At 61.8% G+C, this 16,206-nt stretch carries 11 protein-coding genes; 2 read left to right on the forward strand and 9 right to left on the reverse strand.

What is annotated here, in order from left to right; all coding sequences use genetic code 11:
- Positions 1-3: 3 nt before the first annotated feature.
- From ACILSO_RS26410 to ACILSO_RS26430, 5 genes are all read right to left on the reverse strand, one after another.
- Entirely contained in the window at positions 4-3,366 is a 3,363-nt protein-coding gene (locus tag ACILSO_RS26410; RefSeq protein ID WP_395740480.1) for a PVC-type heme-binding CxxCH protein, read from the reverse strand.
- A 6-nt stretch (positions 3,367-3,372) separates the two neighbouring features.
- A complete protein-coding gene (locus ACILSO_RS26415; protein ID WP_395740481.1) occupies positions 3,373-4,335 on the reverse strand; it encodes a PmoA family protein in 963 nt (320 codons plus the stop codon).
- A gap of 22 nt (positions 4,336-4,357) precedes the next feature.
- Positions 4,358-5,632, reverse strand: a complete 1,275-nt coding sequence (locus ACILSO_RS26420; protein WP_395740482.1) for an amidohydrolase family protein — start codon at positions 5,630-5,632, stop codon at positions 4,358-4,360.
- Positions 5,633-5,644: 12 nt separating this feature from the next.
- Positions 5,645-6,421 (reverse strand): helix-turn-helix domain-containing protein, encoded by a 777-nt coding sequence (locus ACILSO_RS26425; RefSeq protein WP_395740483.1) that lies wholly within the window; start codon positions 6,419-6,421, stop codon positions 5,645-5,647.
- A gap of 91 nt (positions 6,422-6,512) precedes the next feature.
- A complete protein-coding gene (locus ACILSO_RS26430) occupies positions 6,513-6,875 on the reverse strand; it encodes a hypothetical protein (protein ID WP_395740484.1) in 363 nt (120 codons plus the stop codon).
- A gap of 223 nt (positions 6,876-7,098) precedes the next feature.
- Here ACILSO_RS26430 and ACILSO_RS26435 point away from each other — a divergent pair, with 223 nt between their 5' ends.
- Both ACILSO_RS26435 and ACILSO_RS26440 read left to right on the forward strand, forming a co-directional pair.
- Positions 7,099-7,470 carry an RNA recognition motif domain-containing protein gene (locus ACILSO_RS26435; protein ID WP_395740485.1) on the forward strand — a complete coding sequence of 124 codons (372 nt, stop codon included), beginning with the start codon at positions 7,099-7,101 and terminating at the stop codon, positions 7,468-7,470.
- A gap of 92 nt (positions 7,471-7,562) precedes the next feature.
- Positions 7,563-10,688: a hypothetical protein gene (locus ACILSO_RS26440; protein ID WP_395740486.1), complete on the forward strand. Its 3,126-nt coding sequence runs from the start codon at positions 7,563-7,565 to the stop codon at positions 10,686-10,688.
- Between the two features lie 125 nt (positions 10,689-10,813).
- Here ACILSO_RS26440 and ACILSO_RS26445 read toward each other — a convergent pair whose 3' ends face one another.
- The 4 genes from ACILSO_RS26445 to ACILSO_RS26460 all read right to left on the reverse strand — a co-directional run bounded on the left by ACILSO_RS26445 (position 10,814) and on the right by ACILSO_RS26460 (position 16,145).
- The gene (locus tag ACILSO_RS26445; protein ID WP_395740487.1) at positions 10,814-13,330 is read right to left on the reverse strand and encodes a tetratricopeptide repeat protein; all 2,517 of its coding nucleotides are present in this window, start codon (positions 13,328-13,330) and stop codon (positions 10,814-10,816) included.
- A gap of 13 nt (positions 13,331-13,343) precedes the next feature.
- Complete coding sequence (locus ACILSO_RS26450) at positions 13,344-13,790, reverse strand: ExbD/TolR family protein (protein WP_395740488.1); 447 nt, start codon at positions 13,788-13,790, stop codon at positions 13,344-13,346.
- Between the two features lie 21 nt (positions 13,791-13,811).
- On the reverse strand, positions 13,812-14,633 hold the full coding sequence (locus ACILSO_RS26455; protein ID WP_395740489.1) for a MotA/TolQ/ExbB proton channel family protein: 822 nt from the start codon (positions 14,631-14,633) through the stop codon (positions 13,812-13,814).
- A 66-nt stretch (positions 14,634-14,699) separates the two neighbouring features.
- Positions 14,700-16,145, reverse strand: a complete 1,446-nt coding sequence (locus ACILSO_RS26460) for a DUF1501 domain-containing protein (RefSeq protein WP_395740490.1) — start codon at positions 16,143-16,145, stop codon at positions 14,700-14,702.
- Between the last annotated feature and the right edge of the window lie 61 nt (positions 16,146-16,206).

The raw sequence follows: 16,206 nt of genomic DNA on the forward strand, positions 1-16,206 counted from the left end.
AGATCAGTTTTCGAGCGTGACGTCATACACCAGCCGGAGCGTTTCGCCTTTGGGGATGGTGAATGGGGTAGGTTTCTTTTTGGCGTCGGGGGTGCCGGTGGGATTGATGACGAGGGCGCCGTAGTCGCGGGCGTGGCTCCAGCTTGGGCGGGAGGATTCACTGGCGGAGGGAGTGATGCGGATGGCGGCGGTGTCGGTGCCGTAGCGCCACCATTGTGCGGGCTGGCCCCAGCATTGTTTTTCATCACGCTGGCCGTTGCTGTTGGTGATGTGGCCGGTGCCGGTTTTGACGCAGAGTGCGCCGGGCAAACGGATGCCGATGCCCGCTTCTTCCTGGGCGGCGATGGTGATGTCGTGGTCGGTGCTGCCGAGCTTGGTGTCCCAGTGGAGGGCGACGGTTTTGTCCTGGAGAGAGAAGGAGTAGGTGGTGGTGTCGCGGCAGATTTCATCGCCTTTGGCGCTGAGCCAGCGGTTGGTGACGGAGAAGCTGTGATCGGTGATGTCTTTGATCTCGGCTTGCACGACGCGGCCTTCATTGCGCCAGAAGTCGGTGCCATTGATGCCGCCGAAGGCGAGCCAGAGGCCAGGGTGCATGTCGGGGTGATCCTGGGGTTCCTCTTTTTGAGGTGGGAAGCTGCGGGTGAGCTGCACGCCGGCGCGGTTGCGCAGGTTCATCCAGAAGGGGCGCTTCACATCGGGATGGCGAGTGACGTATTCGGCGACGGGCTTGCTGTTGTAGAGCACGCGGAGTTTGGTTTCGTGTTCTTCGATGCAGAAACCTTTCACGGCATCGCCATGGAAGCGGAGGGGATTGGAGTCGGGGACGGGGGTGACTTCGGAGCCGTCTTTTTTATGAGGGCTTTTTTCGGCGGTTTTGTTGTCCGGCTTTTTATCGGACTTTTTGGACTGCTGCTTCGCGCCTGCTTTTTGGGTGAGGAGCCATGCGGCGATGTCGGCGCTGTTTTGGGCGCTGAGCACGGCGCTGAAGGGAGGCATGGCGGAGATGGGCAGGGTCTCGTGCTTGATGATGTCTGCGCGCATGATGCGAGCGCGCTGGCCGGTGATGAGGCCGAGGGTGACGGCGAGGCCGCTTTCGTCGAGCAGCACGCCGGTTTGTGTGCCAGCGGCGGTGGTGACGACGTGGGAATTGAAGCCTTCGGTGATGACGGCGCTGGGGTCGAGGATGGACTGCAGCAGGTGCTTGGCATCTGCACGGTCGCCGATGCCGGTGAGGTCGGGGCCAAACTGGTTGCCGCGTCCAGAGATGTGATGACACAAAATGCAGCCCGCTCCTGCCTGATGCAACGCGAGAAGACGGCCGCGCTCGACATCGGCGGTGGGCAGCGCGGCCATGGCGGCCTCCAGCGTGGTGGGGGTGGTGATGGGTTCGCGTGCGGGTGGTGTGCCGGTGATGGGGGCGATGTTGGCGGTGTTCACGCCAAGGCCCCGGAGCTCGATCTTCTGGCCTGCGCCGGTGTTCATCTTGATCCAGTGCTCGGCGAGATGGCGGGTTTCTTTGTCGGCGTCTGAGAGAAGGGGTTTCACGCCTTCTTCGGTGAGAGCGCCGTCTTCGAGAAGGGCAAGGAGGGCTGCGCGACGAACGCCGCCGCGTGAGTCGGTGAGAAGCTGCTTCAGCTTAGCGGTGCCGGCGAGATCGCGCAGCGCGCGCCAGGCGCTGTAGAAGGTAAGGCGGTCGGTTTCGTTTGCGGCGACTTCGATCAAGGCGGGGACGTTTTCAGCGCGATGGGATTGCCAGAGAGCCTGAACGGCTTCGAATCGGGTGCGGGCGTCGTTGGCTTTGGTCAGAGCGATGGCGGCGGGAGAGAGCGGGGCGCGGGCGAGGATGCGGAGGGATTGGATGCGAAGATTGCCGGGTGTTTGCAGGGCGGACTCGAAGAAGGCGGTTTCGCCCAAACGGCCCAAGGCCCATGCGGCCCAGGTTTGCTGGCGGGTGGTGAGCTTGTCGCTTTGAAGGGCTGCGATGAGTTCCTGTTTGGCGCTGTTGCCACGGCGGATGATTTCCTCCTGAGCATCGACGGTTTGCGCGGGAACAGGGCTGGCCAGGGTGGAGATCAATTCGGTGATGGACTGATCTTTGAGGGGCTTGGTGGGGAGAGTGTTCTTCGCTGCATTTTTTGCGGTGATGCGATAGACGCGGCCTTCGCTGGTCATGTTTCCGGAGGAATCGTACTCTGCGCCGTAGCCGCGGCTCCAGCTCATGCAGTAGAGTGCGCCGTCAGGGCCGAAGGAGATGTCGGTGGGACGGAAGAGGGATTTGCCGCCGGAGATGAAGGGTTCCCATTCGCCGCCTTCGCATTGCATGAGTGCGCCGTTCCATTTCGGTTTGAAAATTAAGGTGGTTTTGCGCAGCCAGTCGTTGATGAAGAAGACGCCGTGATGCGAGCCGAGATCGCCGAAGGTGACGCCGGTGCCGCTGCCGTGAAACACATCGTGACTGAGGGGGACGGTGGGCAGGTGGTCTTCGCCGGTCCATGAGCTGCTCCAGGGATGATTCCAGCCGAAGTGTGCGCCGTGGAAGGGCATGAAGACGCGGTCGCCTTCGTTTTGATCGTTGTCGGTGCCGATCCAGTTGAAGGCGTCGTCCATGCCGATGTCCCAGGGATTGCGGAAGCCGCGGGAGACGATTTCGAGATTGGCGCCCATGTCATCGCAGCGGAGCACGCCGCCCATGAGGCCCCAGTCGTCTTTGGGATCGTGGTAGGTGTGTTTATATGTGGCGGCGGTGAAGGTCTGCGGCTTGGTTGCGGGCGTTTGCGTGGGCTGGCCGAAGAGTTCGCGGAAGGGGGGTGGCGCGATGCGGTCTGGGTTCTTGGGATCGTTGAGTCCTTTAGAGTTGCCCTTGCTCATGTAGAGGCGGCCATCGGGTGCCCAGACGAGGCCGTGGAGACCGTGCTCGAGATTGCCGAGGTCGGTGAAGACTTTGATGTATTCATCGGCCACGTCATCGCCATCGATGTCGCGCACGACGGTGAGGTCGGGTGAATTGGCGATCCACAGATCGCGGCCATGCCAGGCGAGGCCCTGGATGGCATTGAAGCCGGTGGCGAAGGTGTGAGTTTTGTCGGCTTTGCCGTCGCCGTTTTCATCGGTGACGATGACGACGCTGTCGCCGGGGGTGTCGGGCTTGGGATTGCGATACTGCGGACCCATGCCGATGCAGAGGCGGCCTTTGGCATCGAAGGCCATGGAGCAGGTCTGGCGGACGAGCGGCTCCTGCGCGAAGAGAGAGACTTCGTAGCCGGAGGGGACAGATGGCAGTGCTTTTAAATCCGCGCCGGTATCCACCATGTCCGCGTGGAGGGAGGAGAGGGCCAACAGCGGCAGGATGGATTGGATGGGCTTCATGAGCGGCTACTTGGCGTAGTTCTGCCACTGGGCATCGATCCATTTGGCATCGGGGGCGCCGTCGAAGACGAGGATGCGATATTTGGAAACGTAGGGTTTGCCGGACTCGATGGACCAGTCGCCGTTCTGGGAGGGGGCGATGCAGAGCTGGGGGTTTTTGGGGTTGAGGCGGAGGGGCTGGGGGAAGCGGAAGTTCGAGGGATGAATGAGGATGACCATGCCGGTGGGTGCGCCATCGACCTGACCGCCGATGTGGACCCATTTGCCCTTGGTGGAGTCGCCTTTGGCGCGGTCGTGGCCTTCGCTGGTGAGCATGGTCACGGCTTCGACGGGATTCCAGGCGAGATTGCCGCGCACGCCGAGGCCGCCGTAGTGGTAGGTGGGGAGTTTCAGCGCCTTGTCGGTGGCGCATGTCTGCGTGCTGGTGAGGTCGATGATGTTGGCGGGTTTGCCGTCGAGATCTTTTTGCGAGACTTCGACATTCCAGGTTTCATTGAGGACCTTTTGATCTGGGGCATGGCTGTGATCGAGGAAGAGGTGCTGGCTGATGAAGCCACCGACGTCGGGGCCTCCCCAGCTTTTGTCGAGTTTATCGAAGCGCACTTCGGCGAGGATTTGATCGCCGCTTTTGTTTTTGCCTTCGCCTTTGCCCTGGTTCCAGAAGTCGGGGTGGGAATCGCCGAATTCGGTTTTGGTCCAGGCGAGCCAGATGCCGCGGTGCCAGCGGTGGTCTTCGGGGTGATTCCCGGTGACGAGCTTGCCGCTGGGGGAATAAACGGGATGAAGATGCGCGCCGTGTTTGAAAACGGGGGCCACGCCTTCGGGGACATCGCCGGCTTCCATTTGGTAATCACAGATGGCTTTGCCACCAGTGGTGAAGTGCAGGACGGAGCCCTGCTTTTCCACCTGAATATCGGCGGCGAAAGCGGGGGCGGCGAGGAGGGCGGCGAGGAGAAGGGTTGGCTTCATGACGATGGAACGAGCCGGGGCGTCACAAACTCGCAGGCTTTACGAGGGTTCCGGCTTTCACCACGCCGCCCTGCATGACGGCGAGGAGGTTGTCGCGGTTTTCGAGGATGGAGATGTCCTGGAGAACATCGCCAGCGACGACGAGGACGTCGGCGAGTTTGCCGGGTTCGAGGGTGCCGATCTCCTTTTCGCGGCCCATCATCTTCGCGCCGCCGAGAGTGGCGCACTTGATGGTGTCGAGCGGGGAGAAGCCGACGTAGTTGACGAAGAAGGTGAGTTCCTGTGCGTAGGTGCCGTGGGGCGTCCAGGCGAAGCCGTAGTCGCCGCCGAGGCCCATGGTGCCGCCGGCTTTGAGGACTTTGCGGCAGCTTTCAGCACCGGCCTCGAGGGTCTCCTGGTGGCCGTCGAGCACGCGCTGGGAAAGGCCGAATTCTTTGCCGCGCTGCACGCTGAACAGTTCGAAGCCGAGGCCGGGACACATGGGGACATTGCGTTTGAGCAGGAGGTCGAGGCATTCGTCGTCCATGAAGGTGCCGTGCTCGATGGCGTCGTAACCGGCTTTGAGCGCGTTGCGGATGCCTTCGGTGGCGCGGCAGTGGCCGGTGACTTTGAGGCCGTGATTGTGCGAAGTGGCGACGACGGCGTGCATTTCCTCGAAGGTCATGCAGAGCGTGTGGTGGTCGTTGATGTCGGGAGAGGCGGCATCGCCGGTGGGGTAGGTTTTCACCCATTCGATGCCGTCTTTGACGAGCTTGCGCACGGCGGTGCGGGCCTGCTCGGGTCCGTTCACGATAAAGACGATGCCCTCCATGCCGATGCGGCGGTAGTCGGGGTTCCAGTCCATGAGACCACCGGCGCCGCAGATCTCGCGGCCACTGGCGCTGAGGCGCGGGCCGGGGATCATGTCTTCCTCGATGGCCTTCTTCATCCACACGTCGATGTTGTGCAGGCAGCCGCCGCTGCGTGCGGCGGTGTAGCCGCATTCGAGCGCGGTCTTGGCATTCACGGCGGATTGCAGGGTTACGTATTCGACGGGGAACTTGATGTCGAGATCCTGCAGCTCGGAGACATTGAAGTAGGTGAGGTGGATGTGCGCCTCGATGAGCCCCGGCATGATGGTGCCGCCCTTGGCGTCGATGATGCGGGCATCGGGAGCCGGAGGCGCATCTGCGGCGGGCCCGGCGTAGGTGATGAGGCCGTCGGTGATGATGAGGGCGGCATTGGGGATGGCGGGTTTGCCGGTGCCGTCGATGAGCTGGCCGTTTTTGACGACGGTGGTGCCTGGTTGGAGCTTCATGGTGCGCGGATGCTATCGCTTCGCTTTGTGCCTGGATAGAACAGAAACGGCAGGGCGTGGAATATTCGCGGCAGCGTATTTTTCGCGATAAGCTCCCGGCGTGAGCCCGGTGACGCGGCGGAAGGCGCGGGTGAGGTGGCTTTGGTCGGCGAAGCCGCAGCGGAGGCTGATGGCGGCGATGGATTCGCGGGTGTCCACGAGGAGGCGGCAGGCGGTTTGGATGCGGAGGCGTTTGAGGTATTGCTGCGGGGGCAGGCTGTATTCGCGGAGGAAGCTGCGCTCGAAGGCGCGGGGGGACATGCCGACGGCGCGGGCCATGTCGGTATTGGTGACGGATTCGCCGAGACGGCGGGTCATGAGGGCGATGACGACGCCGAGGCGGATGTCGCTGCGCTGGTCGATCTGGGTGGCATCGAGCACACGAGTGATGCCGGCGGTGCCGATGATGCGGCCGCGGGGAGTGCAGACGGGGCGCTTGGTGGTGAAGCACCAGGAGGCGGTGTGGTCAAAGCGGCCGACGAGTTCGAGGCGGCCCTGCACGGTTTGTCCGGCGAGGACGGCTTCATCGCCTGCGCGGAAATGGGCAGCGAGGTGAGGAGGAGAGAGGTCGTCATCGGTCTTGCCCAGCACTTCGCTGAGCTGGTGCATGCCGTAGTTGAGGAGGAAGGTGCGGTTGACCCAGAGGTAGCGGCGTTTGGCGTCTTTGATCCAGGCCTGCACGTCGGGGAGGACGTCGAAGAGATCGCGCAGGGCTTCGATGGCGGAGGTGGCGGCGGCATCGGCTTTCACGGTGGGAGAGTAGCGCGCCTTCGTGGGGCGCGAGCATGAAAAAAGCGGAGCCGCAGGGTGCAGCTCCGCTTTGGAAAGGGGGGAATGATGATTACTGACGGACTTCCTTGATGTGCTTGTCAGGGGCGGCGTCGAAGGTGGCTTTGCTGGCGGCATCGGCGAAGGCGACCTGGCGAGAGTAGGTCACGGTCTTGGAGGCGTCGGATTTCTTTTTGCTGAGGGGGCACTGGCCAGCGACTGCGTTGAGGATGTTGTTCAAGTAGCCTTTAGGGGCGGCGGTGAACTGGGCTTTGCAGCGGTCGCAGCAAACGGCGACGGTCTTGGAGTAGGTGCTGGTGATGGAGGGATTGGCGGGCTTGCCGGAGATGGGGCAGACGGTGTTCAGGGGCTCGGCAGCGGAGGCAAAGCCGGTCAGCAGGCTGAGAGCAGCGATGAGGGTGAGGAGGTATTTCATGGGGCGGAAAGGTAGGAAGGGGATACTCGGATACGAATTCACGGATTTTGCGCAACAGAAACTTTATCTTGGGGAAAAGGAGAGGCGCTCGTGCACAAGAATAAAGCGCTTATTTGACACTAATAGGCGGCAAGCCTAGCTTGATTGAAGTTTGCTCTCCGCGATGGAGAGCAAAAAAGGAAAACCGGGTTCACGCCATGACCTGTTCTCTGACACGTGCGACATGGCCCGTCCCTCAACTGCCGATATGATGAACCTTTATGTGAGCAATCTTCCTTACACCATGACGGATGAGGAACTGCAGGGCACGTTTGCCACCTATGGCCATGTTTCCAACGCCCGAGTGGTGAAGGATCGCGAGAGCGGTCGTTCGCGCGGCTTCGGCTTTGTGGAAATGCCCGTGGAAGCGGAAGCGCTGACGGCGATCAATGCGCTGAATGCGAAGGATGTCGGAGGGCGCCCATTGCGAGTGGTGGAGGCGCGGCCCAAGGAGGATCGCCCCGCGAGAAGCTTCGGCGGTGGCGGTGGCGGAGGAGGAGGTGGTGGTGGCAAGCGCGATCAGCGTGACGGGTGGGACCGCTCCAAGAGGAGTTAACGTCCACCATTCATGCTGCGCGACTGAGCGGCAAATTCATCGAAGATCCCTGGCTGCCGGAGCTTATAGAATGGCTCTGTGCCTGTGCCATCATGAAAAAGCCATTGCTCCTGCTTCTGCTCGCGTGTTGTGCCACGCTGAATGCCGCTGAACTGCGGGTGGATCCCAAGGGACAGGCGCCGGATTTCAAGACCGTGGGTGAAGGCATGGCGGCGCTGAAGCCGGGCGATACGCTGACGATCATGCCGGGCGAGTATTGTGAAGCGATCCAGACGACGGTCAGCGGAACGGCGGAAGCTCCGATCACGATCCGGGCGTGGCGGGCGGGTACGGCGGTGATGCGTGGCGATGTGGAGCTTGCTGGCTTCAAGCCTGCGCCGGGGCTGGGGCATGTGTTTGTGACTGCGTGCAAGCAGCGCGTGGAGAGCGTGGCGGAGCGGAGCACGCTGCGCATGCTGGAGCCGAAGCTGAGCACCAGCGAACTGGAGATGACGCTGGGCAGCTACTACCAGGATGGAAAAAACGGGCTGCTGTATGTGCATACGACCGACTCACAGCCGCCGGAGGCGCATGCGCTGTGCGCCTCTGTGACCAATGCGTGCGGGATGGTGTTTGATGGAGCGATGGGCATTCGGCATATCGTTGTCGAGGGGCTGGTGTTCACGGGTTTCAGCCATCTGGACTATGACATTCAGCATGGGTCGCGGACGCGGTGGGGGCTGATGTTCAAGAACGCGGAGCACGTGACGGTGCGCCGGTGTGCGGCTTATCTGAACAGCGGCGGCATTCATTTTCTGGGCGGTGGTCAGGGCTGCGTGGTGGAGGACTGCCAGGCGTTTGCGAACTGGTCGCGTCATGTGGACATTGGCAACAACATCAACGGCTGGGGTGTGAGCGGGACCACGTTCCGAAGGAATCGCGTGGAGGGATTCATGCCTGAGTCTGGAACGAGCAAGCATGACATCACCTTCTACAGCGGCGGCAACGGCTGTGTGATGGAGGACAATGCCGCCATACATGCGGGGGTGATGATCAAAGGCGGTTTTGAGGATGCCATCCAGCGTGGCAATGTGGCCACGGGGCATAAGTTTTATCGCAAGCCGGACAGCACGAACCTGGAACTGCCAAGCACTCCCGGTGTGAAGGAGCGCGAGCTTTTTGCGGATGCGCTGAATCATGATTTTCGGCGTCAGGGAGCTGAAGCCGGTGTGTTTTTTGTTTCGCCTTCAGGCGATGATGCGGCTGCGGGGACATCCATCAAGCAGGCGTGGCGCACGCTCAAGCATGCGGCCGGAGCTGCGGAGCCTGGCAGGACGATTTACATCCTTGCTGGCGATTATGCGGAGCCGCTGGAGATTGGGCGCAGCGGAACGGCGGACAAGCCGGTGCGTTTTGTGCGGCATGGGCTCGATCGCGTGGTGGTGAGAGGCGTGGAGATCCGAGGGGCGTACATTGAGATCGAAGGATTGGAGGTGAGGGAGGGTGTGCACGCAGCCGATGGAGCGGGGCTGCGCATCAAGAACTGCCTCATGGCCGGTGCGAAGTTTGAAGGGGTGAGCGGGCTGAGTTTTGAGCACAATCTGGTGCGTGAAAATGGGCTGAGCCTAGTGAAGTCGCCGCAGGCCACGGTGGCGGCCAACGTGCTGGAAAAGAAGGAGGGAGTTGTGGTGGATGAGATCTCCCGCGACGGGCTTTGGGCAAATGCGAACCACTTTGCCGATCAGGTGGATCTTGGGATTGGCGCGGATGAGGTTTTGAAGCCGGGATCGCCGTTGATTGGCCGTGGTCCTCTGGCGAGCGTGATCGGGCCCTTTCAACGGTTCACGGTGAAGCGACCGCTGCCGATTGAAAACGTGGTGGTACATGAGGTGGGAGACACGACGGCCACCGTGGAATGGTGGACGCCCACGCAGGCGGCGCAGACGACTTTTGAATGGGGGCCAGATGCCAGGTGCAGCAGCCAAATGCAGCCACGACGCGGGACCTTTCATTCGGTGAGTCTTTCCGGCCTGAAGCCGGGCACCGCGTATTTTTTCCGTGCTGTGCCACGCGGACTGGATGACGAGATGCTGTTTGCTCCGCACATGGTGGATCGCAAGATGGCGGGAGCTGAGCTGGCTTCTGCGCCGCAATCATTCACGACGCTGCCAAAGCGGGAGGCGCCACGCACGCTTCACGTGGCGGTGACGGGTGATGATTCGAACGGCGGCCTTTCCGCGCAGCGTGCGTGGCGGAGTGTGGCGCATGCTGCCGACCAAGTGCGAGCCGGGGACACGGTGCTGATCCATGGAGGGACGTATGAGGAGACGGTGAATGTGCGCAGCTCAGGCAGCGCGGAGGCTCCCATCACCTTTTGCGCAGCGCCGGGGGAAGTGGTGTGGATGGACGGGAGCACTCGTTTCCGCGGGACGGCCTTCCGCCTGGAGAACAAGCACTGCATCCATCTTGACGGGCTGCGCTTCCGCCATTTTCGCTTTGGATCTGGCGCGAAGCCGATCATCGACATTGAAGGTGGCTCTGGGCATGTCGTCCGGCGCTGTTTTCATGACGGGCGGGAGCTGGACGGTTATGTCGGCACGCTGGTGGCGGCGTCTGAGTGCGAGGGGCTGCTGGTCGAGAACACGGTGATGATCAACGGTATGAACGAAGGTGTCTCGGTTTCGCGCTGCCCGGGGGTGACGGTGAGGCACTGTGTGTTTTACAACAACTTCATCCGGGCGCTTTCCGCCTGGCAGTATGAGCCGTCGTATCTGGTGCATTTCTCGCACAATCTGGTGTGCGACAGCATTCCGCAGAAAGTGAACAATGCGCTGCTGCGTCTCTCGCATCTGGACTGCCTGAGATCTGACCACAATGTCTTCTTCACGCGGATCGCCGGAGATCAGCGGCGGATTGTGGAGACGGCAGACATCGGCGGCAAGCGTGTGGGGCATCAAGACCCGGCGACCTATCGCGGAGAGAACCTGGTGCTGGCCGAGGTGCAGAAACTGGTGGGGCAGGAGAAGGGAACGCGGTTCGGGAACCCTGGCATCGCGGCTGTGGGCGAGTTGATGCCGCCGAAGGCGATTCCGAGCGAGTGGGCGAAGGCGGAGCTGGGCCGGAATGGGAGCGAGTTTGCGCCGCTGGGTTTTAAAGACTTTATCCCGGCGGAAGGCAATCCGCTGGCGAAGGCGGAGGATGGGAGCGCGGTGGGGCTGGAGCCGGCGGCGTTTCGGTGAGGACTGATTTACAACGCAGCTCTGGAGCAAAGCGGAAGCAGCCGAAGGCAAATGAGAAGAACACAGAGATGAGATTTGAAATTCATTCTCTGTGATCTCCGAAACTGCTTTGTTTTGATGAACTCCTAGCGCTTCGGCTGATACTTCGGATAGCGCTGCTTGAGCTGATCCATCATTTGTTTGGCCTTGGCGGCGTCTCCGGCTTTTTCGAGAACCTGGGCGGCTTTGTAGAGAGCCTCTGGAGTGACGTCCGGATCCTCGAAGACCTGGCTGGGGACGGCATACTTGGCGGCGGCGCTCTTCCATTTGCCCACGGCAGCATCCTTCTGGCCTTCTGCGGCGAGTTTGTCTCCCTGAGCGGCATAGATGTCGCCTTCAAGGGTGAGGAGCTCGGCCTGGAGCTTGCCGTCTTTGACAACCTGGAGGGCATCCTGGGCAGCCTGATCGGCTTCATCAAAGAGGCCTTTGCCAAGCTGTGCGCGGCCTTTGGTGAGAAGGGCGCGGGCGCGGGCGGCGCTGTCGGGGTTGGACTTGAGGAAATTGTCCGTGGCCTGGATGCTGGCGTCGTACTTTTGATTGTGGAACTGCGCCATGCCGAGGTAGTTCCAAATAATCGGCTCGGTGTTTTCGGGGGTCTGCGGAGTGACGGCGAGCTCGAGGAAGCGGGCGGCGCGCTTGAAGTCGTCACTGCTGTAAAGCTTGAGGCCGAGCCATTTCAAAATGTTCGGGGGCACCTGGCCGTCGGGTTTGGAGAGCAGATAGCTGTCGATGGTCTTTGCAAGGTTGTCGGCGTTCTGGCGGGCGTAGTCGCAGAGGATGATGAGCTGGCTGGATTTTTCGAGGTAGCCTTTGCTGTCGAGCTCGATGGAGCGGCGCAGGGCGGGAACGGCTTTGTCGTAGATCTTCTGGTCGAAATTGCCTCGACCGATGCCGTAGTAGGCCTGGGCGGCGGCGGTGGTGTTGGGGAATTTTTTCAGCAGTGTTTCGAAGGCGGTGATGGTCTCCTTGGGGTCCTTCTGCTCCATGGCGATGAAGCCAAGCTGAAGCCAGGAGAGCTCGCATGCGTCTGATTTGGGGAACTCCTTGGTGACGTGTTCGAAGTCTGCCTTCGCCTTGGGCAGGTCCCGGGCGTCCCGATTGGCGAGGCCGCGGCGAGCGTAGGCTTTGGGGGCAAGCTCGTGGGTGGGATTTTCGTTGATGAAGCGGGTGAAGGTACCGACGGCTTCCTGATGGCGCCCGGCCTCTCCCTGAGCCCAGCCCATGTTGAAGAGGGTGCCGGGGCGCAGTTTTTCGGGCAGCTTTTCGAGGTTGACGTCATTGTAGCTGAGCGCGGCCTGCTTGTAGTCGCCTTTGTTGAAGTAGAAGTCTGCGCGGATGAGGCGCGCCAGCGCGAGGTACTCGTGGTCGGCGTGCTTCTGGGAGTGACGGGTTATGAAGGCGGTGGAGAACTCGCCGAGGTCCTTGTCATTGAGCAGATAGAAGCAGTAAAGCTTCCAGTAACCGGCATCAAATGCCTCCTCGGAATCGGGATGGTACTGCTCGATGAGAAGGTAAACTTCGACAGCGCGGGCGTAGCTTTTGCGCATGCGGTAGGCATGGCCGACGAGGAGGAGCATCTTGGCGCGCGATTCGCCCTGCGGCAGGATCTCGGAGTTCTTGTTGTAGTAGTCGATGACGCCATCGTAGTCGCCTTTGGCATAGAGGGCCTGGATGATGCCGACGAGGGAGATGCCGCGGTTTTGCTCGCTCGTTTCCGGCATGCGCAGGGCCTTTTCAAACATGGCGATGGATTCGTCAGGCTTCTTCAGTTCGGCATAAAGCACGGCGGCGCGGATGCTGGCCTCGGCGATAATGGCCCGGTCAGTGCTGGACTTGACGAGTTCATCAAAGATGGGCAGGGCTTCGGCGCGCTTGTCCTGGCCGAGGTAGATGCTGCCGAGCGTGAGCAGGGCGGTCTCGCGGAACTGGTTCTCCCACTGGGCGTCCGACTTCACCGCGATGACGGTGGTCAGAGCGGCGGCCTGCTTGGTCTTGTCTCCGAGCATGCCATAGGCGCGGCTTTTGTGGTAGGCGGAAGCGACGCGTACAGGAGTGCTCTTGGTCTTGGACTCGCAAAAAGCGAAGTACTTGGCGGAGTCTGCAAACTTGGAGTCATTGAAGAGCATGGCTCCGAGGCGGTAGGCGGCGGAGGGCGCGCCTTCGCTGGAAGGGTAGCGGTTTACGACCTCCTCATAATAACCGCCGGCCTGCTTGAGCTGGTTTTGATTTTTGTAGCACTCGCCGATGCGGAAGAGGGCATCCGCGACCTGCCTGCCGCCGGGGTATTGCTGCAGGTATTTGGCATAGGACTGCGCGGCCATGCCCCACTCCCCGCGATCATAGGCGAGGGTGGCAAAATCGTACATGTCATCGTCCGGTCCCTTGGTTTTGGGGGGAAGCGCCTTGGGCGCCGCCGCACCGTCGGGGACAGGCTGGGCCTTCGGGGGCGGTGCCACGGGGATGGCCTTTGGCACTGGCGCGTCATCCGGCACCGGGAGTGCGCGCGGCGGAGCAGGCTGCTGCGCGAGGGAGGAGAGGGTGACCAGGCAGAAAAAGGCTGGCAGCAGGCGGGGCGCATGACTGCGCGTGGTGGTTGGGAACATCGCGGCGGTCATCTCACTTGGGCGTGGCAGCAGGTTGGTCGGCAGCGTCAGGTTTGCGCGTGGCGAAGGCGATGTTCCAGATGCCGGCCTTCTGGCAGGTGTCCAGCACGCGGATGACGTGCTGATAATTGACAACTTCATCGCCGCGCAGGATCACGGCCTGGTCCTTGTAGAGGGAGACGATGTTCTTCAGCTTCACCAGCAGCTCGTCGGTGTTGAACTTCTGGCCGTTGACGAGGATCTCGCCGTCTTTTTTGATGTTGATGATGATCTCGCCGACGTTGCGGTCCTTCTTTTCCTCCCCCTCCTCCGCGGCGGGCACGCTGACGTCCATGACCTGCTCCTCCTTGGCATACTGGAAGGTCACGGCAAAGAAAATGACGAGCAGGAACAGCACGTCCACGAGCGGCGCGAGCTGCATGGGCGAGGGTTCGATGGAGTGCTGTTTGCGGAAGTTCATCGCGGGTGGAGATCGTGCCTTTTAGTTGCTCCCGACGGCACGCGCGGCGCGCTTGTACTGCACGGCCAGGAGGGCCATGAGGTGCGTGGTGGCGGCTTCCATCTCGGAGATGAGGCGGTTCGTTTTGCCACGGAAGATGGCGTAGAACATGAGGGAGGGAATGCCGATGACGAGACCGGAGGCCGTGCAGAGAAGGGCCTCGGACACGCCCTGGGCCAGGCCGAGCTGGTTGGAGCCGCCGACGCCTTTGCCGGAGATTTCATGGAAGGTGGTGATCATGCCCAGCGTGGTGCCGAGCAGGCCAAGCATGGGGGCGATGGCGCCGACATCGCCGAGGTAGGCGATGCGGGCGAGCAGCAGGCTGGACTGGCGATTGCCCTCGGCTTCGGTCACTTCCTTGACCTCTTCGAAGCTGGCGGTGGGGTTGCGTGTGGCGAAGTCGAGGGTCTTGGAAGTGATGCGGGCGATGCACTCGTTGCGGCGGTTGCACACAGCCAGCAGGCCCAGATAGTCCTGTTTGCGGATGAGGGCGTCGGCGGAGTTCATGAAGGCATCGCTGACGACGGTGCCCTGGCGGACGGTGAAGCCGAAGAGGACGATCATGAAGAAGGCGATCATGGAAAGGATGATCAGCGGGTAGGCCATGACGCCGGTGCGTTTGACGAAGCCCTGGAAGGTCAGCACATCAGCGTAGGGGTTGTCTTCGTCCGAGGCGGGAGCAGGGGTGGTAACGGTGGCACCACGGGCGGCAGGGGAGGGCTGCTGGGCCTGGGCTTGGCTGAGGTTCATCGTGAAGATGAGCGCCACCAGCGCGGCCAGGGCGAAGAGGATTTTTCGGTGCATGAGGCGGCGATTGTAAACGTATGCGCCAGCCTTGCAAGGGGCCGGTGGCTGGCTTTCCCGAACCGGTCAGGCCAGCAATTCCCGCACCACTTTGCATTCGTTCACGCCGGTGAGGCGGAAATCGAGTCCAGCGTAGCGGTAGGTGAACTTTTCGTGATTGAAGCCCAGGATGTGCAGGATGGTGGCGTGCAGATCGTGCACATGCACCGGGTCCTCCTGCGCGGCGAAGCCGAATTCGTCCGTGCTGCCGTGGGTGTAGCCGCCGCGGACGCCGCCGCCAGCCAGCCACATGGTGAAGCCGTAATGGTTGTGGTCGCGGCCGTGCTGCTTGCCGGCATTGGCACCGGGAGTGGGAAGCTCCACGGCCGGGGTGCGGCCAAATTCGCCGCCCCACATCATGAGCGTCTCGTCCCAGAGTCCGCGCTGCTTCAGGTCGCTCATGAAAGCGGCCATGGCACCGTCGGTCTGGCTGCCTAGTTTCCGGTGTTCGAGGATTTCGTCGTGGTTGTCCCAGGGCTGGCCTGCGCCGGTCCAGAGCTGGATGAAGCGCACGCCGCGCTCCAGGAGCCGACGGGCGATGAGGCACTGGCGGCCAAAAGCGTGGTCGCCGTACATTTTTCGCAGGGATTCCGGCTCCTTCATGATGTCGAAGGCGTCTGTGGCCTCCATCTGCATGCGGTAGGCCAGTTCGTAGCTCTGCACACGGGCCTCCAGAAGCTGGTCGCGGTCCTGGGCCACCAGATTGCGCTGGTTTAGCTCCTGCAGGAGGTCGAGCTGGCGGCGCTGCTGCTTGAGGTCGAGCGAGCCATTCTTGATGAACTCCACGAGTTTTTCGACCCGCGTATCCTCGGTATTGATGTAGGCGCCCTGGTAGGCGCTGGGGAGAAAGGCGGACTGCCAGTTCTTGGTGCGGCGGGTGGGCATGCCGCCAGGGCACATGGCGATGTAGCCGGGCAGGTTCTGATTTTCACTGCCGAGGCCGTAGGTGACCCAGGAACCCATGGTGGGGCGGTTCAGGCGGCCTTCTCCGCTGTTCATGAGGCCGAGGGAGGGCTCATGGTTTGGCACGTCGGCGTGCATGGAGCGGATGACACACATGTCGTCCGCAAAGGCGCCGGTTTTTTCGAAGATCTCGCTCACCTCCAGGCCGCACTGGCCGCGCTTGGTGAATTTGAAGGGGGACTTGAAGCCCGCGCCGGTGGGGCGCTCGGTTTTGAGCACGTTCGGCAGCGGCTTGCCGTCGAATTTGTCCAGCATGGGCTTCGGATCAAAGGTGTCCACGTGGGACGGGCCGCCGTTCATGAAGAAATGCACCACACGCTTGGCCTTTGGCTCAAAATGCGGGCGCTTCAAGGCCATGGGATCCATCGTTGCCGCGGAGGCCTGCTGGCCATGGAACAAAGAGCCCGCGGCCATCGTGCCAAAACCCATGCCGACACGTTGCAGCAGTTCGCGGCGCGTCAGAAACGCATGCTCCAGATTGGGGGCATGATGTGAAAAAGTAGAACTCATGGGGTTAAAAAGGATACGTCTCCGCAGGGGGATGTTTTCGCGTGAATCTTGGGGGAGAATC

Source organism: Prosthecobacter sp. (genome assembly GCF_044226605.1).
In the GTDB taxonomy this organism is placed as follows: Bacteria; Verrucomicrobiota; Verrucomicrobiia; order Verrucomicrobiales; family Verrucomicrobiaceae; genus Prosthecobacter.